Below are 23215 nucleotides of genomic sequence, written 5' to 3'. Positions count from 1 at the left end.
AAGTACAGCTTTTTGATAAGTTAATTATGGCAAAACTTTATTTTTATTTTGCTGCAATGAATGCAGGGAAAAGTACGGTATTGTTGCAAGCAAGTTACAACTATCGTGAGCGTGGCATGCAGACTATATTGTATACTCCTGCTATTGATACACGTTATGAACAAGGACTTATCCGCTCTCGCATTGGCCTATCAGAACAAGCCTCTGTCTTTAAACCTGGCGATAATTTATTTGAAGCCGTAAGCAAGCAGCAAAAAGAGAAGGCTTATGCTTGTGTTTTGCTAGATGAAGCGCAATTTTTGACCCGTGAGCAAGTGTACCAGCTTACAGAGATTACCGATCGTTTAAAAATTCCGGTGCTAACTTATGGTTTGCGTACTGACTTTCGAGGCGAATTATTTGAAGGAAGCCAATATTTATTAGCATGGGCTGATGAGCTTATAGAACTCAAAACAATTTGCCATTGCGGTCGTAAAGCAACGATGAATTTACGGATTGACGAAGCCGGCCAGGTCATTTCGGAAGGACATCAGGTTTTAATCGGCGGAAACGAAGCCTATGCTGCAACTTGCAGGCTCCACTTCAAGCAGCAGCAGGTAAAATAATTTTTTTGATGAATTGTGCAATAAAGGTACCAATTCGGTACGATTTTTGCTATAATTTGCCGCAATTTTGCGGGGCTGTGCTTAAGGAGTGACGTTGTCTGATTCTATTGCTGTGGATTCCGAGGTAGTTATACTTCGCAGTAGCATGATGGCATGGTTGGTATGTCTATCAGCAGGGTTATTTTTCTTTTACGAATTTTTTCAGTTGAATATCTTTGATGTGATTAATCAGCCTTTGCGAGATGATTTTCACTTGGACGCTGCCCAACTGAGCTGGATGTCGAGTACCTACCTCTGGGCCGATATTTTATTTCTCCTTCCTGCCGGTATTATTCTCGATCGTTTTTCAACGCGCAAAGTCATCTTAACTGCAATGTTAGTATGCGTGATTGGTACGGTCGGTTTTTCTGTGACAAATTCGTTCGCTTTAGCTTGCTTCTTTCATTTCCTTTCAGGAATTGGCAATGCGTTTTGTTTTCTCTCTTGCGTTGTTTTAGTGGCTCAATGGTTTCCTCCTCAACGCCAGGCATTAGTGATAGGTTCTCTAGTGACAATGGCATTTTTAGGGGGAATGATGGCGCATACTCCTTTTGCTCATTTAAATGAATATTATGGTTGGCGTCGTTCATTATTCATTGATGGAGTCATTGGCGCGATATTATTGCTGTGGATTTATTTCATTGTCCAGGATACACCAAATCGTTTTGATAGCCGCAAAAATGAAGAGCAGACCCCTATAATCCCAAGTTTTATGCAAGCTCTAGGTAACCGTCAAAATTGGCTGGCCGGCCTTTATACTTGTTTCCTTAATCTACCGATTATGGTGCTTTGTGCCTTATGGGGTGCCAGTTATTTGCAAACAGTGCATCATTTGCCCGATATGGCTGCAAGTAATGTGATTAGTCTTATATTTATCGGAAGTATTGTTGGTTGTCCTCTTGTTGGTTGGCTCTCCGATCGTCAGGGGCGTCGCAAGCCTTTAATGATTATAGGGGCGATAGCAACCTTACTCACCGTAATTCCTTTATTCATGGATATTTCTTTATCCCAAACTGCACTGAGCGTTCTATTTTTTGGGTTAGGGTTATTCACAAGTACACAGGTGATTAGCTATCCGCTTATTGCAGAAAGCAATTCGTTAGAGCATACAGGAGCCGCAACCGGGATTGCCTCTGTTCTTATCATGGGCGGCGGTGGTGTGGGTCAAGTATTATTTGGTTTACTCATGCAAGATCATGCAGGAGCGTCCACCCAAAATTATGCTGCGGCTGATTTTCAATATGCAATGTGGATGTTTCCTCTTACAGCAATAGTTGCCTTATTGGCGGTACTTTTAACCCGCGAAACTTACTGCAAACGCTAGGATTTAGGAGTTATATATGCAGATGGTTGAAGAATACAAAGAAGACCGACTATCCTCTTCATTACTACCTTGGTTAGTATGTTTTAGTGCATCTCTATTCTTCTTTTATGAGTTTATTCAAGGCAATATGTTTGCATCAATTGCCGATAACATCATGCATGATTTTCATGTCCAAGCTGATAAAATGGCCTATTTATCAAGCATTTATTATTTGTCGAATGTAATTTTTCTCTTTGTGGCAGGTTTTGTGCTCGATCGTTTCTCAACCAAAAAAACAATTTTATTTGCTATGTTTCTGTGTGTGATGAGTACGTTTATCCTCGCTCATGCTCAGTCTTTTTACCTGGCTTTATTTTGCCGGTTTGTTACAGGTATTGGCAGTGCCTTTTGCTTTCTAGGGCCGATTCGCCTTGCTTCACGCTGGTTTCCACCGCAGAGAATGGCGATGGTGACCGGGGCGATAGTCACGATGGCGATGACTGGGGGTATGTTGGCGCAGTATCCATTAACAAGGCTAGTTTCACAAATTGGTTGGCGTGATGCATTAATGCAGGTAGGTTGGCTTGGTACCGCAATGCTAATTTTTATGTCTTTTGGGATTATTGATAAAGCAAAAGTTGCTGGTCATAAACTTAGTCAAAAAATTTCAATTATCGCTGCAGCCAAGAAAGCTTATTTGAATCCTCAAACGCTTCGAGCGGCGTTGTATACCAGTTTAATGAATATGGCCATTGCTGTTTTTGGAGCAATGATGGGCTCCCTTTATCTGGTTCAACGATTGGGTATTGCTAAACAGGATGCTTCTGTAGTGAATACGATGCTGTTCCTTGGAGCAATCATTGGGGGGCCTGTAATAGGGTGGTGCTCTGACAAATTAGGTTTACGTGTGTTGCCCATGAAAATTGGTGGCATTGCTTCGCTAATTACTCTATTGGCTGTTTTGTATGCTCCTGTTTCATTGCCAATAATGAATGTATTATTTTTTCTATTAGGTTTCTTTACTGCATCACAAGTGATTAGTTATGCCTTGGTGGCTGAAAGTAGTTCGCCTTTAATGACAGCTACTGCAGTGAGCGTGGTGTCTATTTTGACTCAAGGCGGTTATATCATTTACCAAAACCTGTATAGCATTTTGTTAATGGGACATGGAGAAATGCAAATGGTCAATGATGTTCCTGTTTATTCCTTGGGTGATTATCAATTTGCTGCTGCCATTTTACCTTTAGGATTAATTCTGGCTTTATTAGTTTTGCTAGGCTTAAAAGAAACACATTGCCGACATATTGAGGAATAAGAATGCCAGGACGTGCTTGCATTTTATTAATGGATTCTTTGGGTATTGGGGCAAGCCTTGATGCACATCGATATGGGGATGAAGCAGCCAATACTTTTGGCCATATTCATCTTGCCTGTAGTGAAAATCGTGCCAATAAAGCAGGATTGCGCAGTGGTGCCTTGCATATTCCCCATTTAACGAAAGTAGGGTTATACCATGCAGCAATCGCCAGCTCCGGTATGCCATTAATAGATCTATCAACTCTCGCTGAACCAACTGGATATTATGGCTATGCCGTTGAACAGAGTTTAGGGAAAGATACGCCAAGTGGTCATTGGGAGTTAGCGGGAGTTCCTGTACTTTTCGATTGGGGATATTTTCCCTATGAAGAACCTTGTTTTCCCAAAAAACTCATCGACGAACTGATTAAAAAAGCGGATTTACCTGGTGTTCTGGGAGAGAAGCATGCTTCTGGAACAACGATCATTGAAGAGTTAGGTGAAGAACATATTAAAACAGGCAAGCCTATTGTTTATACCTCGGCGGATAGTGTATTCCAAATCGCAGCTCATGAGACACACTTTGGCCTACAACGTTTATATGATATTTGCGAAATAGCGCGTGAACTTGTTGACGACTATCAAATTGGGCGTGTTATTGCCAGACCTTTTATAGGTTCGCCAGGTTCATTTACTCGCACTGGCAATCGGCATGACTATGCCACCCTACCTCCTGCCCCTACTTTATTGGATGAGTTGAAAAATGCAGGTAGAGAAGTCATTGCCATCGGAAAAACAGCAGATATTTTTGCTCATCAAGGTATTACACAAACAATCAAGGCAGATGGTAATATGGCATTATTTGATGCCACGTTGGTGGCGTTGAAAACAGCACCTGCAGGGAGTTTAATTTTTACCAATTTTGTTGATTTTGATTCGTCCTATGGTCATCGTCGCGATATAGCAGGCTATGCTGATGCTCTTGAGCAGTTTGATGCTCGTCTGCCGGAGCTACTTCAACTACTGAACGCTGATGATGTGGTGATTATTGCTGCTGATCATGGTTGTGATCCTACCCAGCCTGGTTCTGATCACACTCGTGAGCATATTCCCGTTTTAATGTTTGGTCCGTCTTGTCCCAGTCAATTTATTGGTCGGCGAGAAACCTTTGCTGATGTTGGACAAACCTTGGCAGAGCATTTAGCTATTCAACCTATACTTCATGGTGTATCTTTTATTAATAGTAAGGAAGAGTGATTTGGTAATCACTGATAATCGCTTCACTTATTGGATATCTATGGGAAATTCATGATTTATCCGGCCCCTTTCGTTACTTATTGCGCCGCAGTCGAACTTAAATTGACCTCACTGCGTAAAAGTGTTTTATTCATATTGTGGGAAAGCCAAAAGCCCCTAAAAGCTTATGAAATACTGGATAAATTAATATTGACTAAACAAAATGCAACCCCGCCTTCAGTATATCGTGCGCTGGATTATTTTACTGAATACGGTGTTGTTCATAAAATTGAGTCCATTCAATCTTATACACTTTGTCATGAGCCTGAAAAGCATTTGCCTTCTGAGATTTTAATGGTTTGCAATAATTGTTACCAAGTACAAGAAGTTTACAACAATGCTATTCATGCGTTGGCGAAACAATTAGCCAACGACAATCATTTTCATCTTGGACAAAGCACTATTGAATTCAAAGGATTTTGTGATAAATGCTGTATAGTATTGAAACAAGGCGCTCACAAAGAAGAATAAAATTTTCCTTTTTATCTATTGATTTTCACAATCTAATCCCCATTTACAGCAAATTCTATCTTTAACTAAGGATATTTTATTTTGGAACAATATCGCGGCACAACGATCCTCTCTGTAAGACGAGGCAATAAAGTTGTCATCGGCGGAGACGGACAGGTCACCATGGGTAATACGGTGATGAAAGGGAATGCTCGTAAGGTTAGGCGGTTGTATAAAGATAAGGTAATTGCAGGTTTTGCTGGTGGTACTGCCGATGCGTTTACTCTTTTTGAGCGTTTTGAACGCAAACTGGAAATGCATCAGGGACATCTAGTAAGAGCCGCAGTTGAACTCGCAAAAGATTGGCGAACCGATAAAATTTTACGCCGTCTAGAGGCTCTATTAGCAGTAGCTGACAGCACAGCTTCCTTAATAATTACCGGTAATGGGGATGTCATTGAGCCTGAAGAGGGTTTAATTGCCATTGGTTCTGGTGGCCCTTTTGCCCAATCTGCGGCTCGAGCCTTATTAGAAAATACAAAATTATCAGCGGTTGAGATTGTTCGCAAAAGTTTAATGATTGCAGGCGACATTTGCATTTACACCAACCACAATTTAACAATTGAAGAATTGGATAGTAACGGTGAATAATACAGTAATGATGACTCCTCGTGAGATAGTACAAGAATTAGATAAGCACATTATCGGTCAAGATGAAGCAAAAAGGGCAGTTGCCATTGCGCTTCGTAATCGCTGGCGTCGCATGCAAATCAAAGATGTTGCATTGCGTAATGAAATCATGCCTAAAAATATTTTAATGATCGGTCCAACTGGTGTAGGTAAAACAGAAATTGCCAGAAGATTGGCTAAATTAGCGAAAGCACCATTTCTTAAAGTTGAGGCAACTAAATTTACTGAAGTAGGCTATGTTGGGCGAGATGTGGATTCCATTTTACGGGATTTGATAGATATATCCGTAAAGCAAGAACGTGAATTAGCCATGAAAAAAGTCGAGCATTTGGCTGAGGATGCCGCCGAAGAACGTGTTCTTGATGTTTTATTACCTCCTCAAAGAATGGGTTTGACTCCAAGCGAAAAAGATTCCTCCACGCGTCAGATTTTTCGAAAACAATTGCGTGAAGGTGTTCTGGACAACAATGAAATCGAAATTGAATTATCTGCTGCACAAGTTGGTGTAGAAATTATGGCGCCACCTGGTATGGAAGAAATGACTAACCAGCTGCAATCCATGTTTCAACAAATTGGCACCGGCCGTACCAAGACACGTAAATTAACAGTTGCCAAGGCGATGAAAATTTTACGTGAAGAAGAAGCATCTAAGCTTATTAACGAAGAGGATATCAAAACTCGTGCTATCGAAAATGTTGAGCAAAATGGCATTGTCTTTATCGATGAATTGGACAAGGTGGCCAAGCGTGCTGAGCAAGGTGGAGGCGGTGATATTTCACGTGAAGGGGTTCAGCGTGATCTCCTCCCTCTTGTTGAAGGAACAACAGTGTCCACTAAATACGGGATGATTCGTTCAGATCATATTCTGTTCATAGCTTCTGGTGCTTTCCACGTTGCCAAACCCTCTGATTTAATTGCAGAGTTGCAAGGTCGACTGCCAATCAGAGTTGAATTGTCGGCACTCAGTGTAGAAGATTTCGTGCGTATTTTAACAGAGCCTAGTGCTTCTTTAACGGAGCAATATGCCGCGTTAATGGAAACTGAGGGATTAGAGTTAACCTTTGATAAAACAGGGATTCGCCGTATTGCCGAAGTGGCTTGGAAAGTCAATGAGCGTACTGAAAATATAGGGGCTCGTCGCTTGTATACGGTTATGGAGCGTCTGCTTGAAGTGATTTCTTTTGAAGCGACGGACAGGCCAGGTGAAAAAGTTCATATCGATGCGGCTTATGTAGAGAAACATTTAGGTAAGCTTGTCGATGATGACGATTTGACGCGTTACATACTATAATTATTCGGGTTAACCCACCATTTTGCAGCAAAGGCATAGAATATCATTATACCTTTGCTGCATTTTCACATATTGCCTCGATTTATTGCTGTTTAAATAATTTTTCTTACTGAGCATAACTATAGCCAGAAAGGACTTTTTCTCTCGTTTGAAGAAAATATATTGTTCATAGTGTGTTAATTTAACGGTTTTTGTAAATATTTATCGCAAAACCGTTAAGAATTCAGATACAATAAGGCAATTTGACTAACACAAAGTGATATCATGATTGCTGTATTAGAGGCTTATCGAGCAGGATTGTTGCAGCGCCATCATTGGTTGAGCAATATTATTTCAGGCATTATTGTTGGTGTGGTTGCGCTTCCGCTTGCAATGGCTTTTGCCATTGCCTCTGGTGCAAAACCCGAACAAGGTCTATATACGGCTATAGTCGCTGGTTTTTTGGTATCTCTTCTTGGTGGTAGTCGTCTACAAATTGCCGGTCCAACTGGTGCTTTTATTGTTATTCTGTCAGGAATCACCGCCAAATATGGTATCGAAGGCTTGCAAATAGCGACAATTATGGCGGGAATAATTTTACTTTTTCTTGGCATTATTCGATTAGGCTCCGTCATTAAATTCATTCCTGATCCAGTCATCGTCGGCTTTACCGCAGGTATTGCTGTCATTATCTGGGTAGGACAATGGAAGGATTTTTTTGGTTTACCTGCTGTAACAGGGGAACATTTTCATGAGAAATTTTGGCATCTTTTACAGGTTTTCCCACAGCTCAGCTGGACAACAACCGCTCTGGCTATCTTGTCGTTAGTGTTAGTTAAATACTCTTTCAAATTACCGGGGTTAAAGCGCGTACCGGGACCTCTGGTAGCTTTAGCAGTGGCCACAAGCTTACAGACTCTATTTCATTTTCAGGGTGTTGCCACCATCGGTAGTACTTTCGGGGGAATTCCTCAAGGGTTGCCCAGTTTTCATTGGCCCGAGATTACATGGGCTCGATTAAATGAATTGATGGGGCCGGCTTTTGCCATTGCAATGCTCGGTGCTATTGAATCCTTGCTTTCAGCGGTTGTCGCTGATGGTATGGCTGGGACTAGACACAACTCTAATCAGGAATTAATTGGTCAGGGTATAGCAAATATTGCTGCTCCCTTATTTGGTGGATTTGCGGCAACGGGCGCTATTGCGCGAACTGCAACCAATATTCGTAATGGAGGAAATAGTCCATTAGCAGGTATTGTGCATGCGCTTACCTTAGTTGTCATTATTATTTTTCTTGCCCCTCTGGCGGTGAATGTTCCTTTAGCGGTATTAGCAGCAATCTTGTTTATCGTTGCATGGAACATGAGTGAAGCGCGGCATTTTGTAAAAATGCTTAAGCGTGCACCACGTGCTGATGTAGCAATTTTATTAATTACTTTCTTTTTAACAATTGGCGTTGACCTAGTCATCGCTGTTTATGTAGGTGTATTGCTGGCGATGATCCAATTTTTGCGCCGCATGGCATCGAGTGTAGAAGTGCAGGCTGTCAGTGCTCAGGAATTGCAACAGGAATGTCAGAGTTATGGGTTATCCGTTTTACCACAAGATATTTTGGTGTATGCCGTTGAAGGTCCTTTTTTCTTTGGTGTTGCCGAGAAGTTTGAATATGCGCTTGAAAATACGCACACAGAACCTAAATTTTTGATTATTCGTTTAGGTTGGGTTCCTTTTATGGATATCACCGGCTTGCAAACACTCGAGGAGGTAATTGCTAATCTGCAAAAACGTCAGGTTCATGTGATGTTGACTGGTGTTAACTCCTTAGTACAGACGAAGCTCAAAAAAGCAGGCATCATTGAGTTAATTGGAAAAGAAAATGTTCTCCAGGATTTTGAGCAGGCACTTAAAATTTGTTCTCAACAACTTAGCTCCTCGGAGTCGACGAAACTTGAGCCGAATCTGCAGGGTGCAGGTTAAAGAGTTCACTTAAGCTAAGTGAGAGTGTTTTTTGCAGTTCAATGTCTGTTTGACTTAAGACTTTTTGCCATGGCGCATGCGATGCTTCTCTTTCTAATTCGTCATGAGTTGGCAGGCGATACGATAAATGTTGGGTTAGCCAGTAAAGGCTAACCTCATTTAAGTTACGACTCAACATCAGTTCATCAGCTTCAGTATTATGAATTAAGCCTGAACTAATTAATTCGTTAATCATATCATCCACATTGACCGCAAAAGGTTGTGAGCTGGCAGAAATTAATGCTTCACGACTCAAACCATGACCATACTTTTGAGCAATCCAAAGTTGATGTAACCAAAGCAATGCATGAGAAAAACCATCAATCGGAATTCCAGGGCGCCTTTTATAATGTACTGAGAATGCATAACTAATTTCTGCGCCTAAAAGAGTAATAACCCAGACCCAATAAACCCAAATAAAAAAAATGGGAACTGTTGCGAAGGCTCCATAGAGTAGCTGATAAGTATCGTACTGGGTCAAATAGTAAGCAAAAGCCTGCTTGGCTGATTCAAACAAAATGGCCGCTATTATTCCACCCCAGAGTCCATGAGTAATTTTAACAGGACAATTTGGCACAACCACATAAAGAAAAGTAAATCCAACAAGTGAGAGAAAAAAAGGAATACTGTTTAGAAAAAAAACGGGTGCTTGATGCGTTTGAATAAAAGGGATCGATAACACATAAGAACTAGCCGCTAAACTTAAACCAAGTAGCACAGGGCCTAACGATAAGATGGCCCAATATAATAAAAAAGCAGCTACTCCACGTCTGGATGTATGGGTTTTCCAAATTTTATTCATGGCCTTTTCGATGGTAACCATGACTAGTAAGGCGGTTACAAATAAAAAGGCTACACCCCAAATGGATAGTTTTGATACTTGCGCTGAAAATTGTTGTAAATAATCCTGAATGATTTTTCCGGTTGCGGGCACAAAATTTTCAAATATAAAATTCTGAACAGGTCCTGATAAATTTTGAAATACTGGAAAAGATGACAAGAGTGCCAGTCCCACGCTCATGAGAGGAACTACTGCAAGAAGACTCGTAAATGCTAAGGCTGAAGCTCTATAGGTACAATCATCATTAATAAAATGTTCAATCACAAATAAAACAAAACGTTTTGCTTCATAGAATTTGGTGATAGCAAGAGTCTTCCAATCCCTGAAAAAATTAGCCATATCCTTGTCTCATTGTAATGCTTTCTTAATAAAGGTTTTTGTAAATATAGTGCATAAGCTGAGCCAAGATCGCCAGTGTTTGTTAGGTCGATGTGCTCTTACTTTTCATGCAATATTTAAGAATCTGCAGCAAAAGCTATTTCAACCACATTGTTGGCTCAAATATTGAAATGTTAAAATCTTCAGGTCTGGATTCAGCGTTTTGATTCCATGAAGGCAAGTCTTGTCCATAAAGCACTATATCTTTGATAATTCAAGCTGTCAGAGGCTTAAGCACCTTTATAAATACCTACTAATATTACAACTTAGAAATAGACTAAAAAGATAATTAGATAAATATGAATCTACCTTCCGGTTTCATATACAGGCCCTCATTTCTTAATGAAGGAGATGAATCTAAGTTGCTAAAAAAATCTATCAAGCGGGTATCCAACTTATTTCAAAGGAAATTCTGGAGATAGACCTTACACCACAAAGAGTTCAAATACAATTTTGTGACAATGAAACAGTTTATTTTGATTGTCTTTACTCAGCATTGGGGAGTATAAAAAATAGCAAACTAGCTATTGAGTTGAATGCAAAACAAAAAAAAGGATCTTTAGTAGTTGATAATCACCAACAAACTTCGGTAGAGGGTCTATATGCAGTAGGGGATATTGTTTCTTGGCTTAATCAGCTTTGTGTTGCTGAAAGTCAAGCTGCCATTGCTGCTACAGCGATTCATAATCGTTTCGAGGTGATTTCCTGAGCGAGTACTATAATTAATAAAGATAATAAGGAGATTACTATGGGTTATATTATTGGCTGGTTATTAGGCATTCCAATTAGTATTTTGATATTAATTTGGCTTATCTCTCATATTTAAAAGGAATTATTATGAATACTGAAAATTCTGGTTTGATTGAAGAGCATTGTCCACATCCTCGACCCCGTGTTTGTTGGTCTGCTATTTTTACCGGCGCCTTTATAGGCGTTGGCTTAGGTTTTTTACTCCATCTTTTTAGCATTGCAATAGGATTAAGCGCCTATAGTTCAACGAGTAACGGAGCTACCGTTATTGCTATTGGGGGGATTTTGGGACTACTCATTGGAGTTATTGTATCAATGGGTTTAGCAGGTTTTGTAGCAGGTTATTTGGGGCGATTTCATTATTGTCATTGCCATGGTGGAGTGATTTATGGATTTTTAACCTGGAGCATAGCTTTGCTACTCAGTGCAGTTTTTGTTATCCCTTTAACTCACTATATCTCAACTTACACAAGAAATTTAGCTCCAGCAATAGTCACCAATCAAGTCGCACAAACTTTAGATGAATCCACGGTAGCTAATGAAGCTACTCCCAGTGTTAAAAATAAACAAGCAACTACCACACAACCTATTCCTACAGAGAGTGAGAAGAATGTTTTGGCTTGGAGTGCTTGGGTTGTATTCATACTATTCTTTATTGGAGCACTGGCTAGCTGTATAGGTGCTTGTTTAGGAATGGGATGTAAACGCAACCATGAAATACATCATTCAGATATTGATGATACTGATGTTCATTGATTATAAGTAAATGAGGGGTAATCTACTTTACTCCTCATTTACCGGAAAGACATATAGCTCAAATAAAACAAGGAGGTTTATATGAGTATTTATACTTATTTAAAAAAGGACCACCACAAAGTTAAGAACTTATTTCTAGAATTGAAGAATTAGACTCCGCGCAAACTGAGAAAATAGACAAGTTATTTAATGAATTAAAGCAAGAAATAATTATTCAAAGTAAAGCTGAAGAAATAATATTTATAAACCCCTTGCGGACGAACCTGATACAAAAGATGAAATTCCTCATGCAAAAAAAAACACGCCGAAGTAGAACAAAGTGTTTCGGAGAAATATGTGAACAATTAGCTATTACTCGGGCGATTTTTTATAAATATTTACGTTCTCGTAACGTTATAATTTCTTTCGAAAAGCAAAGAAAAAGATGTCAGTCCTCTCTCTTTTTACATTTGTGAGATATAAATGGCTGAAGTTTGAAGTGTGTAAATTAAATAATTATGTAATACAAAATAGTGCTCTGAGCAAGCGTTGATTCAAACCATGCATTTGTCTCAAGATATTTAAGTGAGGTAGTGAAGGGATTCTTGCCTTCGCAGCTCTTCCTCAAAATTTAACTCATCTTGGAGTTTAGTATTTATAGGGATTAAAAATTGAACATGACCTTTTTACCAGGATCCCGGCCAGGGGGCAAGTAAACAAAAAGTGTCTTAGTTCATAAGGTGAGATAGAGCGTTTAATACCCGCGAGCTTAGTATATATGATCAGAATTTTTCTAATCCAGCGATAAGTATAGTGACGACGAAATCCGGATTCAAATCCCTTAGCGCAGTCTGTTTGACTTGAAGGAAGCCAATATAACAAGTATAATGATCAAATCTAGGTCTTAAAGTTTTATTATGAAACAGAATATTCAAGAATTGATTGCTGATTTAGTATCAGGAACAGAAGTTAATACTTCGGATATAAGCAGTCAAGCGAAATCAGTATTAAGAACAATGCGCGATGAGTTTGAAAAGTTGAAGACTAGCAATGATGCTGATAAGCAGGCTAAGATGATTGCTTTGTTTATGGGGGGGGTTATTCTTGCTTTAAAGCAAGATGATTGGAAATACTATTACGACAGTAATTTTAAACTTTATCCCGAGTGGCTTACTAAATTAGTGTGTATAGAAGCTAGTAATATAACTATTCTGGAAAGAATCTATTCAATGGGACGACAAGTGCTGCAACATCTACCAGAGACCTTTAATAGTAGTTTCTTTACATCCAAGTATCGAGTCATAAACTCAGATAAAATGGCCGTGTTTTTTCCTCAATTAGAGACTAAGGCTTCTGCAATTAATATTCTAACTCAGTTTTGTATAAATCATTCCAATGATCTGGAATGCCCCGAAATTGAAATAGATGATTATCAGAACATTCATTTTGAAATCGCAACTCCAAAAAGTAAAATGGATGAACTACTGGATTTATATTTGAAAAAACGAGAAGGCATAACTAATTCTAAAGGTGAAACTAAGGAATACTTCTATCCATTTTTTGTTCTCGGACAAAAGAGCTTTACACAAAAGAGTAACGCTATTAAGGACTTAAAAAAAGCCTTAAATGGAGAAGATGTAGACTTAACTCAACATTTGTCTATTTATAGAAATGGTAATTTAGGTGATTCTCTCAGGGGCTTTATTAAAGCTTCTATTGCCGATGAAATAGTTGGCAAAGAAGTGACTACGATTAGCGAATTTATTGCAGCACTACAAAAAAAAGTTTCCACTTCGCCTAAGATATAACTCCAATGAGCTGTGATTTCTCACAGCACATGCATGATGCGTTTTTAACTCCTTTAATTCAAGGATTATACCGATTTCTAAGTTTAGAATATTCTTTTGGATTTGGTTAAAAAGGCATTAGATTGATAATATGACTGTCCTTAATTAAGTTATTTTCTCCATAAAAAGCAAACATCCTCTTTCCCCGAACAAAGTTATGAAATTAGATTCATTTTGACCTATCCCTCAGAACTAAGACCATGACATTGATGAGATTTCCGATAAACTACAATCAATGGAGATCTCAGAATGAAAAAACGTTATACAGAAGAACAAATTATCAAAGCAATCAAATCCCATGAAGCCGGTATAAAGGTAGAAGAGATTTGTCGAGATTATGGAATTTCGACAGGAACGTTTTACAATTGGCGAAGCAAGTATGCTGGTCTTGAAGTGAATGAAGCGAAGCGTCTTCGTGAGCTTGAGTCAGAGAATATTAATCTTAAAAAACTGTTGGCAGATAAGCTCCTGGAGTTAGAGGCAATGAAGGATGTGCTATCAAAAAAGTGGTGAAGCCAGCAGCAAGAAAGTCGATTATCCAGCACCTAATATCTTTCTTTAAGTTAAGTGAGCGAGTGGCTTGCAAGCTGGCAGGATTGAGCCGAACAGCGTTTCGTTATCAATGTAAACCACGTACGGATGAGCAAGTCAGAGCACGGCTCAAAGCTCTGGCCGCACAATATCCGGCCTATGGTTATTTACTTCTTCATGGATTACTTAAGGCAGAGGGTTTGGTTAAGAACAAGAAACATACTTACCGATTATACACTGAGGAGGGACTTCAGGTTCGAACAAAGAAAAGGAAAAAACTGATTCGTCCTCGCCAACCGATGGACGTTCCTTTTGCACCAAACCAACGCTGGTCGATGGACTTTGTATCTGATCAACTCAGTAATGGAAGGCGATTTCGGATATTGAACGTGGTAGATGATTATTCTCGTGAGTTGGTTGGCCAGTTGGTATCTACCTCAATCAGTGGTAAGCAAGTAGCCCGTTTTTTAGAGCAACTTATTGAGCAGCGAAATAAGCCTGCTAAAGTAATTTGTGATAATGGTACAGAATTTACTAGTAAAGCGATGTTTTTCTGGAGTAAAGAAACGAATATCACTTTAGGGTTTATTCAACCAGGCAAACCAACTCAAAATGCGTTTGTTGAGAGCTTAAATGGGAAATTCAGAAATGAATGTCTTAATCAGCACTGGTTTCGAACGATGGAGGAAGCACGATTTGAGATTGAACAGTGGCGTAAACACTACAATAATGTTCGACCTCACAGCTCTCTCAATTATATGTCGTCTGTTGAATACGCAAGGAAGGTAGCATAGGATAAGCAATCTCATTATAGAAGTGGTACTAATTTAGGGGATAGGTCAACCCCAATTTAAAATGGAGCCAATTTATTTTGTTTTAAAAACGCTTGGAAATCCTGTTCACGAGCAGACTCAATTATCTCTGCAGTTACTTTAATCGCTTCAATAGTAAGTTTTTCATTTCCAGTAACTAAGGTTTGAAAGGTGGTTATTTGTTTTAACAATTCTTTCGATAAGTGTCGCTCTTGAGTATTAGTTTCTAAATACTGTTTTAAACTTTTAAACCCTTCACTTCCTTCAAGGCTTTCCGAGAACTCTTTGAAACATTTATATGCCTCAGTATCTTTATACATCGCTGCACGTTGACGATAGCATAATCGTTTAAATTCTTCAGGCGTTTTATCTGTTGGAGTAAACATAAATGCCATTAAGGTTCCAAATTGAATTTGATTTGCTCGTTGATTTAAAACCTCATAGTCTTTTAGTAGTGCTTTTAATAACTCATATAAGTTAGAATCAGTAATATTACTTGTTTTATTGGTTAAATGCCCACTACGAATTAACACATCACGATTATGAGCATCGTCTTTTAATTTTATTGTATCGACGATATAAGATTGTGCAAGAGAACTTAAGGACTTTAATTTAGCATAAACACGAGTGATATTATCAAATTGAAGGTCTCTTAGTTTAGTGAGATTTTCAAAATGCAGGTTAAGTGACTCTTCTCGGGTTTTTTGTACAATTTCTTGCTGTTGTTCTGCAGATAAAGCTAAAGGAGTTTGCTTTAATAATTCGTCTTTTAATTTTTTTTCACTCTCAAAAAAAATTTGTTGCACTTCATTATTTACTTGGAATTGTAAAACCAAATTAATACACGATTGTTCGAGTTTATTAATCTCATCTGCTAACTCTTTCGCTGCGTTTAGATACTTTTCAAATTGGCTGGTCTGCTTTGAGAACATGATAAAACCTATTTTTCAATCATTTATTTTTTTAAGTGTAGCTTAATTCTCTATATTGCATATTATTTAAGTTATCAGCGTTTAATTGTATTATTTGATAAAATTATTTCTTCAAAGAGCGACTGAGACCGTTCAATATCGCTGAAGAGCTAGAGAGGGCTTAATGATTTTTGCTTAGAGTACCTTTTCCTTCCAATGATTGTGACGCCCCTTATATGCAGAGTAACTTTAGTTTTAAATCATGGACAGAACCACAAGGCTTAGACGGGTAGGATTACTCTGTAGCCATTTTTCAAGAAATTGCGCCTATTACAGAGCTGGATTTGATCAAAATAAACAATCAAAAGCCAAAGACCAGTTTTGGATAACATTACAGAGTAATTTTTTAGATATTTCTATAATGGAATGGCTGAAATTATTTGGCAATCATAACGATAAACACCACTGGAAAAAAATCATACATAATTCTGAATCATTTAAAAATGCTATGTTAAATCATTGCAATGTTACACCAGAGGAATTTGAAATGTATCATAAAGAGATGAAATCATACCGGGATCAATTTATAGCACATCTTGATTCTGAACTAACCATGCGAATACCTAACTTAACAAAGATATTATTATGAGATCATTTTTAATGAATTACATAATAAATCAAGAATAAATTTGCCAGAAAATTTAACAAAGTATTACGGATGAATGTTTTAAAGAATCACAAAAATACTTTAATAGCCTATTACCATGATTAGCAAGGAAAGCCTGATAGAGGCATTTATTTATGAAATATATATATATATCATTTTAAGTATTGTTTTTTTAACTTCTTGCTCAGAGCATAATAAGATTCTCTTAAATTGTGTTATGGATCGATCAAATAATGAAGTGGAAATACTATTTGAGATCTATTCAGGACGAGGGGAGAAAGCTTGTCTTATCACTTATTTTTATAATGGCAAAAGCGAAGATACTGAAAAAGCTCTTTTTACTGAGTATGAACTCTTTTACCAATGCGAGTTACCTGAAACAGCGAAGTCACACAAAAGAATTTACAAGATAAATAGGATAACAGGTCGATTAAGAAATGAGATTAGTAATGGTGCTGTGAATACTGGTTTATGTAAGAAGTCAGAAAGAAAATTCTAGCGCAAATAGTTTAATACAGTAACATTGAATTGAGCCTTCAATTTTAAAAACATTTACTCATGTTAATAATGAGCATTTGTAAGTAATCAAATAAAATAATTTCTCTAGTAATACTTTTATTGCCACTGTAAGCCATCTATTAGACCACGTCAGAATTTCTATTCCTTCATTAAGCATAGCATTAATTTATCGAACCATTCCTGATTTTCGCAAGACAGATTTAAAAAGTATGACTAAATGATTAAATGTGAGTATGCCCAAAAGTTTAAAGTGGTTTTAAATAATTAGAACAATAATCTCCCTGCGCTTGTAATAAATTGTGGTGCTAATTCAAATATACTCGAACATGTCATTAAATACATATTTTCTTGACAGCATATGTATTTAATGACATAATTTGCATATGAACTGGGAAATTATATTTCAAGAAGATTTTGATTCGGAATTCGATGAACTAAGTGAAATAGTTCAAAACGAGTGCTTAGCTCATTTAAAAGTTTTAGAAAAATTTGGTCCTGAATTAGGTCGTCCGCATGTAGATACTTTAAAGGGATCAAAATATACCAATATGAAAGAACTAAGATTTAATGCAGATAATGGTGTATGGCGATTAGCTTTTGCATTCGACCCTATGCGAAAGGGAATTCTGCTTATTTGTGGTGATAAGTCCGGAGGAAGTGAAAAACGATTCTATAAAGATTTAATCAGAAAAGCAGATCAAAGATTTGATAAGCATTTATCAAATTTAAAGAAATGAGGTGAATTATGGCTAGATCACTTAATGACAAAATGCGTTCTCTTCCTAAAGGGAGACAGGATACTATTCAGAAGCGAGCTGATCAATTAATTGCCGAGGAAATGACTCTACGCGATTTACGATTAGCTCTTGAGAAAACTCAAGAAGATCTGGGTGCTATTTTGCATATGAAACAAGATGGAATTTCGCGATTAGAAAAACGCTCTGATATGTTAATCTCAACATTAAGTAAATATATTTCAGCAATGGGTGGCTCCTTAAAACTAATGGCCGAATTCCCAGACAGAGCTCCCGTTGAAATTCATGGAATCGCTGACATTAAATCTCATTAATGAAAGTAGTTAATATTGTTCCGCTTCCTTAAGTCTGATTAATTCTAAACTCAGACTTAATGTTTGAATATATGCCGTGTAGACATCTCAATGACGTCGTTGAGATGTCTAAATATTGAACATAAATGATTTTTTACTAGTTAAGTACCCATATTTTTAAGTAATTCAAAATAATAAGGAGCAGTAGTTCCTCTATGGAAATCTTTGGGGTTATCTTTAATTCCTTTTTTCGTATATTTGTAATGAACCTCCTTTAAATAATCCGTAACTACTTTTTTTGACTCAGGCTCTAATAGATTTTTACCTGTTCCTTGATAACCTATTGATAATGGACCAAATAAATAACTATCCAAATCTGAATCATTAGCTTTACGTAACTCTTCTACGATAGATTTTATGTAAATACTTTGTAGTTCTTTTGATTTAAATACTAAAGAATATTTCAGCATAATAGATGGATAGTGATTTAACGTTAAGAGCCATTTATTAACAAGGTCAAGATTAGCGATAATTTCATCTGGAGAACTTGTATCAATGAATCCTCTAAGTGCATCATCTGTGGTGTGAGGGGTTAGTGATTTTGAGTTTAATAGTTCTGCAAAAAAAGTTTTTAGAAGGGGCTTATCATTTTCTATATAAACTTTGATATTTCTATGTCTTTGGTTATACAGCATTAAACCCTCAACTATTTTATCTTTTACCTCAGGACTTTGTGTTTCATTATACAATTTTAGTAATTTTCTGACTAAATCAGGCTCAGCATCTTCTGCAATAAGTCGATCAATCATAACTCCTCTTTTTGCTTCATTTAAATTTGAATCGTATGCAAATTGCATCTGCACCGTCGAAGGAGAGGTTACATAGTGCATCGGAGGGGAATCCATAATCATTTGAAACTCCTCATATGGCATTTCATTAAGTTCTTGAGCCGTCACATTTTCTAAATTTCGATTTTGCTGAAAATCAGGTGATTTTGCAGACTCTAAAAGTTATTGATTAAGTAATTTGGCCTACTGGAATTTCTTTAAGCACTTCTATTACTTGATCAGCATCTTTAAGCATCCCATCTTGTGACATCATACATGTTGTTGAAATACCAACATGACCCAGCCAGCCAAAACCAGGATAATGTAAATCCCTTTCCAAAATTTCTACTGGATAAATATGTTTTGGGTATGCTGATAAACTGTGTAGAGAGACCAAAAAGAGTTACTAACATAATATTATTTTTTTTTCATCATTCCATTACTTCTGGAAAAAAATAGGCAGGATAAAGAAAAAAATAATTTGTCCAGTTTAAATTAAAATAGATAAAAGAGCAGGGTATCGAGTGCCCATGAAATCCACGTTAAGTCGGGTTACTGTGTTATTCAAAATTAATAACGTTATGTAACTGGCCTAAAAGGAAAATAAAAAAAGAGAAATTAAAAAATGTTGCTAAGAAAAATCAGGTTTCCTTTTATTCGTTACTATATTTTTATTAAAAATATAACATTAATTACCATTTTGGAATGGATGCGGTAAAGCGCTCTCCGGTAAGGTGTGAATTGCTCTATTCTATGATGGAGAATGAGTTGAAGCCGCCGGGGGATTTTCATAAAAATGCAGCGCTTTTTGTCGGTAATCATCAACTATTGTATGCAAGGTTTGACTGTAGACCGCAAGCTCTTGTTCATTAGTAGGAAGCACAATCTGCTGCATCAGCTCTTTAGCCTTGGTATAATAGATATTTTCACTAAATTCGTTGATATGAATGAGTATTTCGTTAGGTAAAACAGGATTAATAGTCCCACCGTTTAAGCTAAAAAAACGATACAATGGTAGAGTTTGAGGCAAGTTCTTTAAAGTTTTTAATTGTTCTCCTGAAGGGCCAGAATTTTTTGCGTCATTGCAAGATACAGAACCTTCGCCTGCAATGGCTGGGAAGCAATTGTGTAATACGCGTTCTTTGTTCGATATTTAGACTATTGATAAAAACACTATCTATGGAGCAATATTTAAACGCTTCGTATGCAATAGAACAAATACTTTCAGGAAGAACAATTTGTTGTAGTTTTTCACAACCAATAAAGGCCTCATCGGCAATTGTTATCAATCCTTGAGGGAAGGTAATCTGCCTCAGTGCCGTGCAATAATAAAAAGCATCGCTTTCAATCCTAGTCAATCCCGGGGGGGAAGGAATATAGAAATTAATTCCTCGCATTCATAAAAAGTCTTCTCTTCAATGCACTCTATTCCTTGTGCAATACGTACGTGCTTTAATCGTGTACACCCAGCAAATACCGCCCCTTCAAAGTAACATGTTTTATTCAAAAGTGTGACATGTTCCAAAGCTACACATCCTGCAAAAGCCTTGCTCTCAATCCGAGTTACATTAGATGGAATTCTAACTTTCTTTAAGCTAATGCAAGCAGAAAATGCACCTTCAAGGATATTCAACAAAGATTCGTGGAGAATTAGATATTCGAGATTACTGCATTCATTGAAAGCATTAGTATTTATATCTGTAACTCCCTCGGGGGATAGTAAGTGTTTTTAATCGGTCGCAAGCGTTAAATGCGAGGGAGTCAATGATAGTTATTCCTTGTGGAATACGAAGAGTGCCCTCTGAATTGATGTCCTCATCAGATATCCACATAACTGTTTCCCATCGATGCTTCAAAATAGATATAATCAGGCACACTAACCAAATATGATTAAATATTATACAGGTATAGTTTTAACAATGTGTATTGGTAGAATTACCCAATGGCATTTTTTAGTTAATTGGAGATAATAGCGTTGAAAATGGACGCGTCATCGAGTTTAAATCAACTTTGCACAGAATGATTCGATAAACTACTAGCACTTTATATATTTAGTGTAAAGACATTACATTTTGCTAGTTGTGCATTCTTCAATTGTGAATCGTTACCTTTTGCGTAATCAGGACAATGAGTTTCTTATCATGGGCTGCATCTGTATAATTTCGTGAAGTGTGGTTTTTCAACTTCACCAAAGGGGTATATATCGTCATAATTTGGCGGTATTGATCTCACACTAGTTAAAAACGGATGTAAGTAATTTGACGAGCGTGGCCGTTGAACCTGATTAAAAGGCGTTGTTTTCCCTATGAAGATAAGAAAATTAAGCTACTCAGAATTTGAAGCTGAAAAACAAAATGTATTGGCTGTATTGCTTGAATGGCAAAAAATGCAAGAAGAGCACACCTCAAAAAATCTATTTAAATCAACTAACTCCAATTTGCTATATCATTGGAAAGAGTCCGTTAAAGATATGATAGCTTATTTAAAAAAAGAGATTTCTAATGAGGGCGCTATTAGATTTAAAAAAAATGGATTCTGTTTCCTTATTGCCGAAGAGAATGATGAAATACAGGGTATGGCTTTAGGAGTTGGGTTATGCACTTATAAGTCGCAAGCAAATGAGTTTTTTGGCGCGAGTGGTTTGTATTTTGATATAAGCGATATGCTCATTTCGGCATCCTGCATGCTATCCCGATGTTATCCACAAGAGACTGAGCAAGCGCATAAAAGAGTGGGAAAAGAGTTGTTAAAAGCAATGGTTAATCACGTCAGCTCTATGGAGAAACCCTGCCGTGTCCTGGCAAGACCACATTTTAATAACGAGATCGCACAGCAGTTTTTTGCAAAATACCTTTTTCAGGAGAGTGGTGGATTTTTGGGGTATAGCTTCCACAAGCCATTGCTAAAATGGCAGAATTAAGCCTGATGGTTTCTGAAAGAAGAGATGCACAAAAACCCAGAAAATCAGTTTTCTGAAATTGAAAAACACTGCTTTAAACTCATAATCCAAATGAATGGTCTTTTAAAAAATATAGCGCAAAATCAACTTGATCAGGGCACCGATGAATTTAAAAAATGGGCTGATGCTTCAGTTGAGCGTTATTTTCAGTTAAGGAATGTTTATCCTGATGGACTATAAAAATTATAATTCTAGCTCCCTATTTCTTTGTTTATATTTTTTGGTATATCTTGAGGAAGACAAGCCATATTGATTACGCGCTATAGAACATGCTTGCAAACCTTAGATGTTTATACAATATGCCAGAGGGTTTTAAAACAAGCTTTGGTGTTTTTGCCTGAGAATAAGAAATTGAATTTACTCCACATAAACTGAAGTATTCTTTTTTAAAAAAGTCACCTATAAAACATGGAGTGCATTTTGCTCAGGAATTAAACGGCAATATTTCGATTAAGGAAATTTTTTGTTATGCCAAGCCTAGTCAGTCGGAGGCGACGATAGAAAGTCTTTTTGAGAATTAAGCAGTTTGTATAACAGAGAAGGTAAAATGAAATTTGCGTGTAATATAGATAAAACAGATCGAATAAACCGGACAATAATTGGGGCGGCACTTTGTATTGCGGCACTTTTTGGAATGGGAAAGTATTTTTATATTGTTTTAGGGCTAGCATTGATCATAGAGGGTATTATTGGTTGGTGCTCAATCCCATATACACTGAGTAAGATTAAGCGATTGTTCCAAAAGCGAAATTAAGACTATAAAAATTTGAATAAGTTTATTGTACCATTATTAGTAGACACTTATAGTCGAGCCAACATACGTATCTATGGTTCCGCCAGTAAGTTTTAAGTAAGCGAATGTTAGTGGGGACGCAAATGGAAAATCTGGTAGGAAATGATATTTTTATTGATGAAACAGAGAGTCCAGCAATAAACGCTATCATTAAAAAGGGGATAATTGACTATAACGCCCCATTTTTTGGTTCGACCCCTTCACTACCTTTCACGATTTATATAAAGGATTTCAAATCAAATGTTATTGCCGGTCTTACTGGTTTTTACAGAGAGAAACATGCGCGTGTAGATTTATTTTGGGTTCAGAATGAATTTCGTAATCAAGGGCTTGGTAGAAAGTTGATTTTGAAATTGGAAGAATTCATTAAAACAAAAGGATGCCGCTATATTCAACTGGATACGTTTGATTTCCAGGCAAGACCCTTTTATGAAAAATTAGGGTTTGAATGTATTGGTACTATATCTAAGTGGGTTGAAGATAGGGACTGTCATTTTATGAGGAAAATCATCCCTTAATTGATCTGCACCTTAATTATTAAATAAGTCTATATTGATAGTGGCAATTAATTTGGCTGTTACAAACAATCAATAGGGTGTGAGGTGAAAAATTTAAAATTTCTTAAATAATCA

The 23215-nt window shown here is 37.2% G+C and carries 27 protein-coding genes; 20 read left to right on the top strand and 7 right to left on the bottom strand.

The features are described 5' to 3' along the window. Window positions 1–26: 26 nt before the first annotated feature. The 8 genes from LHA_RS13215 to LHA_RS13180 all read left to right on the top strand — a co-directional run bounded on the left by LHA_RS13215 (window position 27) and on the right by LHA_RS13180 (window position 8926). A complete protein-coding gene (locus LHA_RS13215) occupies window positions 27–605 on the top strand; it encodes a thymidine kinase (RefSeq protein WP_045106957.1) in 579 nt (192 codons plus the stop codon). Window positions 606–699: 94 nt separating this feature from the next. Then, entirely contained in the window at window positions 700–1968 is a 1269-nt protein-coding gene (locus LHA_RS13210) for an MFS transporter (RefSeq protein WP_045106956.1), read from the top strand. A gap of 16 nt (window positions 1969–1984) precedes the next feature. Next, window positions 1985–3262, top strand: coding sequence for an MFS transporter (locus LHA_RS13205; RefSeq protein WP_045106955.1), 1278 nt, complete (start codon window positions 1985–1987; stop codon window positions 3260–3262). Between the two features lie 2 nt (window positions 3263–3264). Beyond that, a complete protein-coding gene (locus LHA_RS13200) occupies window positions 3265–4500 on the top strand; it encodes a phosphopentomutase (RefSeq protein ID WP_045106954.1) in 1236 nt (411 codons plus the stop codon). 51 nt (window positions 4501–4551) lie between these two features. Beyond that, the gene (locus tag LHA_RS13195; protein WP_052673726.1) at window positions 4552–5010 is read left to right on the top strand and encodes a transcriptional repressor; all 459 of its coding nucleotides are present in this window, start codon (window positions 4552–4554) and stop codon (window positions 5008–5010) included. Between the two features lie 81 nt (window positions 5011–5091). Next, entirely contained in the window at window positions 5092–5640 is a 549-nt protein-coding gene (gene hslV / locus LHA_RS13190) for an ATP-dependent protease subunit HslV (protein WP_045106953.1), read from the top strand. A 10-nt stretch (window positions 5641–5650) separates the two neighbouring features. Further along, a complete protein-coding gene (hslU, locus tag LHA_RS13185; RefSeq protein ID WP_045107593.1) occupies window positions 5651–6970 on the top strand; it encodes an ATP-dependent protease ATPase subunit HslU in 1320 nt (439 codons plus the stop codon). Window positions 6971–7234: 264 nt separating this feature from the next. Continuing rightward, a complete protein-coding gene (locus LHA_RS13180) occupies window positions 7235–8926 on the top strand; it encodes a SulP family inorganic anion transporter (protein ID WP_045106952.1) in 1692 nt (563 codons plus the stop codon). Here LHA_RS13180 and LHA_RS13175 read toward each other — a convergent pair. Further along, complete coding sequence (locus LHA_RS13175; RefSeq protein WP_045106951.1) at window positions 8874–10145, bottom strand: YihY family inner membrane protein; 1272 nt, start codon at window positions 10143–10145, stop codon at window positions 8874–8876. The genes LHA_RS13180 and LHA_RS13175 overlap by 53 nt on opposite strands. 412 nt (window positions 10146–10557) lie before the next feature. On the opposite strand from LHA_RS13175, the gene LHA_RS16670 reads away from it, so the two are divergent. The 4 genes from LHA_RS16670 to LHA_RS13150 all read left to right on the top strand — a co-directional run bounded on the left by LHA_RS16670 (window position 10558) and on the right by LHA_RS13150 (window position 14841). Beyond that, complete coding sequence (locus LHA_RS16670) at window positions 10558–10893, top strand: FAD-dependent oxidoreductase (protein WP_082060356.1); 336 nt, start codon at window positions 10558–10560, stop codon at window positions 10891–10893. Window positions 10894–11021: 128 nt separating this feature from the next. Next, entirely contained in the window at window positions 11022–11690 is a 669-nt protein-coding gene (locus LHA_RS13165) for a DUF4199 domain-containing protein (protein WP_045106950.1), read from the top strand. 896 nt (window positions 11691–12586) lie between these two features. Next, window positions 12587–13477 (top strand): hypothetical protein, encoded by an 891-nt coding sequence (locus tag LHA_RS13160; RefSeq protein ID WP_045106949.1) that lies wholly within the window; start codon window positions 12587–12589, stop codon window positions 13475–13477. Window positions 13478–13765: 288 nt separating this feature from the next. Next, a protein-coding gene (locus tag LHA_RS13150; RefSeq protein WP_102046655.1) for an IS3 family transposase occupies window positions 13766–14841 on the top strand; the annotation gives its coding sequence in 2 pieces (ribosomal slippage) (window positions 13766–14015 and window positions 14015–14841; 1077 coding nt in all). A 56-nt stretch (window positions 14842–14897) separates the two neighbouring features. Here the strand turns inward: LHA_RS13150 and LHA_RS13145 are convergent. Next, complete coding sequence (locus tag LHA_RS13145; protein WP_045106946.1) at window positions 14898–15791, bottom strand: magnesium transporter CorA family protein; 894 nt, start codon at window positions 15789–15791, stop codon at window positions 14898–14900. Window positions 15792–16032: 241 nt separating this feature from the next. On the opposite strand from LHA_RS13145, the gene LHA_RS13140 reads away from it, so the two are divergent. From LHA_RS13140 to LHA_RS13125, 4 genes are all read left to right on the top strand, one after another. Beyond that, entirely contained in the window at window positions 16033–16419 is a 387-nt protein-coding gene (locus LHA_RS13140; RefSeq protein ID WP_045106945.1) for a hypothetical protein, read from the top strand. 235 nt (window positions 16420–16654) lie between these two features. After that, entirely contained in the window at window positions 16655–16936 is a 282-nt protein-coding gene (locus tag LHA_RS13135) for a hypothetical protein (protein WP_147292364.1), read from the top strand. Window positions 16937–17339: 403 nt separating this feature from the next. Continuing rightward, on the top strand, window positions 17340–17693 hold the full coding sequence (locus tag LHA_RS13130) for a type II toxin-antitoxin system RelE/ParE family toxin (protein WP_045106943.1): 354 nt from the start codon (window positions 17340–17342) through the stop codon (window positions 17691–17693). 8 nt (window positions 17694–17701) lie between these two features. Next, on the top strand, window positions 17702–18025 hold the full coding sequence (locus tag LHA_RS13125; protein ID WP_045106942.1) for a helix-turn-helix domain-containing protein: 324 nt from the start codon (window positions 17702–17704) through the stop codon (window positions 18023–18025). A gap of 140 nt (window positions 18026–18165) precedes the next feature. On the opposite strand, the gene LHA_RS13120 is transcribed toward LHA_RS13125, so the two are convergent. The 5 genes from LHA_RS13120 to LHA_RS17695 form a co-directional block, all read right to left on the bottom strand. Beyond that, the gene (locus LHA_RS13120) at window positions 18166–18960 is read right to left on the bottom strand and encodes a hypothetical protein (protein ID WP_231861929.1); all 795 of its coding nucleotides are present in this window, start codon (window positions 18958–18960) and stop codon (window positions 18166–18168) included. 61 nt (window positions 18961–19021) lie between these two features. Further along, on the bottom strand, window positions 19022–19171 hold the full coding sequence (locus LHA_RS17415; protein WP_231861928.1) for a hypothetical protein: 150 nt from the start codon (window positions 19169–19171) through the stop codon (window positions 19022–19024). 411 nt (window positions 19172–19582) lie between these two features. Next, a complete protein-coding gene (locus LHA_RS13115) occupies window positions 19583–19861 on the bottom strand; it encodes a hypothetical protein (RefSeq protein ID WP_045106941.1) in 279 nt (92 codons plus the stop codon). A gap of 49 nt (window positions 19862–19910) precedes the next feature. Next, a complete protein-coding gene (locus LHA_RS17700) occupies window positions 19911–20228 on the bottom strand; it encodes a leucine-rich repeat domain-containing protein (RefSeq protein ID WP_045106940.1) in 318 nt (105 codons plus the stop codon). Next, window positions 20186–20527, bottom strand: coding sequence for a leucine-rich repeat domain-containing protein (locus tag LHA_RS17695; protein ID WP_082060355.1), 342 nt, complete (start codon window positions 20525–20527; stop codon window positions 20186–20188). The genes LHA_RS17700 and LHA_RS17695 overlap by 43 nt, the downstream gene beginning before the upstream one ends. Before the next feature lie 609 nt (window positions 20528–21136). Between LHA_RS17695 and LHA_RS13105 the strand changes: the two genes are divergently transcribed. From LHA_RS13105 to LHA_RS13090, 4 genes are all read left to right on the top strand, one after another. Next, a complete protein-coding gene (locus LHA_RS13105) occupies window positions 21137–21751 on the top strand; it encodes a hypothetical protein (protein ID WP_045106939.1) in 615 nt (204 codons plus the stop codon). A gap of 24 nt (window positions 21752–21775) precedes the next feature. Beyond that, the gene (locus LHA_RS13100) at window positions 21776–21970 is read left to right on the top strand and encodes a hypothetical protein (RefSeq protein ID WP_045106938.1); all 195 of its coding nucleotides are present in this window, start codon (window positions 21776–21778) and stop codon (window positions 21968–21970) included. Window positions 21971–22337: 367 nt separating this feature from the next. Continuing rightward, complete coding sequence (locus tag LHA_RS13095) at window positions 22338–22544, top strand: YgaP family membrane protein (RefSeq protein WP_045106937.1); 207 nt, start codon at window positions 22338–22340, stop codon at window positions 22542–22544. A 122-nt stretch (window positions 22545–22666) separates the two neighbouring features. After that, window positions 22667–23101, top strand: coding sequence for a GNAT family N-acetyltransferase (locus LHA_RS13090; RefSeq protein WP_045106936.1), 435 nt, complete (start codon window positions 22667–22669; stop codon window positions 23099–23101). Window positions 23102–23215 lie beyond the last annotated feature (114 nt).

The organism is Legionella hackeliae (assembly GCF_000953655.1).
GTDB lineage: Bacteria > Pseudomonadota > Gammaproteobacteria > Legionellales > Legionellaceae > Tatlockia > Tatlockia hackeliae.
This window is presented reverse-complemented; position numbering and strand designations above follow the sequence as displayed.

What these genes read in the sequence shown, in the direction of transcription:
- LHA_RS13215 (WP_045106957.1), top strand. Translation starts at nt 27, where the DNA reads ATGGCAAAACTTTATTTTTATTTTGCTGCAATGAATGCAGGGAAAAGT.
- LHA_RS13205 (WP_045106955.1), top strand. Translation starts at nt 1,985, where the DNA reads ATGCAGATGGTTGAAGAATACAAAGAAGACCGACTATCCTCTTCATTA.
- LHA_RS13200 (WP_045106954.1), top strand. Translation starts at nt 3,265, where the DNA reads ATGCCAGGACGTGCTTGCATTTTATTAATGGATTCTTTGGGTATTGGG.
- LHA_RS13195 (WP_052673726.1), top strand. Translation starts at nt 4,552, where the DNA reads ATGATTTATCCGGCCCCTTTCGTTACTTATTGCGCCGCAGTCGAACTT.
- hslU (WP_045107593.1), top strand. Translation starts at nt 5,651, where the DNA reads ATGACTCCTCGTGAGATAGTACAAGAATTAGATAAGCACATTATCGGT.
- LHA_RS13180 (WP_045106952.1), top strand. Translation starts at nt 7,235, where the DNA reads ATGATTGCTGTATTAGAGGCTTATCGAGCAGGATTGTTGCAGCGCCAT.
- LHA_RS13175 (WP_045106951.1), bottom strand. Translation starts at nt 10,145, where the DNA reads ATGGCTAATTTTTTCAGGGATTGGAAGACTCTTGCTATCACCAAATTC.
- LHA_RS13165 (WP_045106950.1), top strand. Translation starts at nt 11,022, where the DNA reads ATGAATACTGAAAATTCTGGTTTGATTGAAGAGCATTGTCCACATCCT.
- LHA_RS13160 (WP_045106949.1), top strand. Translation starts at nt 12,587, where the DNA reads ATGAAACAGAATATTCAAGAATTGATTGCTGATTTAGTATCAGGAACA.
- LHA_RS13145 (WP_045106946.1), bottom strand. Translation starts at nt 15,791, where the DNA reads ATGTTCTCAAAGCAGACCAGCCAATTTGAAAAGTATCTAAACGCAGCG.
- LHA_RS13140 (WP_045106945.1), top strand. Translation starts at nt 16,033, where the DNA reads ATGGACAGAACCACAAGGCTTAGACGGGTAGGATTACTCTGTAGCCAT.
- LHA_RS13135 (WP_147292364.1), top strand. Translation starts at nt 16,655, where the DNA reads ATGGATCGATCAAATAATGAAGTGGAAATACTATTTGAGATCTATTCA.
- LHA_RS13130 (WP_045106943.1), top strand. Translation starts at nt 17,340, where the DNA reads ATGAACTGGGAAATTATATTTCAAGAAGATTTTGATTCGGAATTCGAT.
- LHA_RS13125 (WP_045106942.1), top strand. Translation starts at nt 17,702, where the DNA reads ATGGCTAGATCACTTAATGACAAAATGCGTTCTCTTCCTAAAGGGAGA.
- LHA_RS17700 (WP_045106940.1), bottom strand. Translation starts at nt 20,228, where the DNA reads ATGCGAGGAATTAATTTCTATATTCCTTCCCCCCCGGGATTGACTAGG.
- LHA_RS13105 (WP_045106939.1), top strand. Translation starts at nt 21,137, where the DNA reads ATGAAGATAAGAAAATTAAGCTACTCAGAATTTGAAGCTGAAAAACAA.
- LHA_RS13100 (WP_045106938.1), top strand. Translation starts at nt 21,776, where the DNA reads ATGCACAAAAACCCAGAAAATCAGTTTTCTGAAATTGAAAAACACTGC.
- LHA_RS13095 (WP_045106937.1), top strand. Translation starts at nt 22,338, where the DNA reads ATGAAATTTGCGTGTAATATAGATAAAACAGATCGAATAAACCGGACA.
- LHA_RS13090 (WP_045106936.1), top strand. Translation starts at nt 22,667, where the DNA reads ATGGAAAATCTGGTAGGAAATGATATTTTTATTGATGAAACAGAGAGT.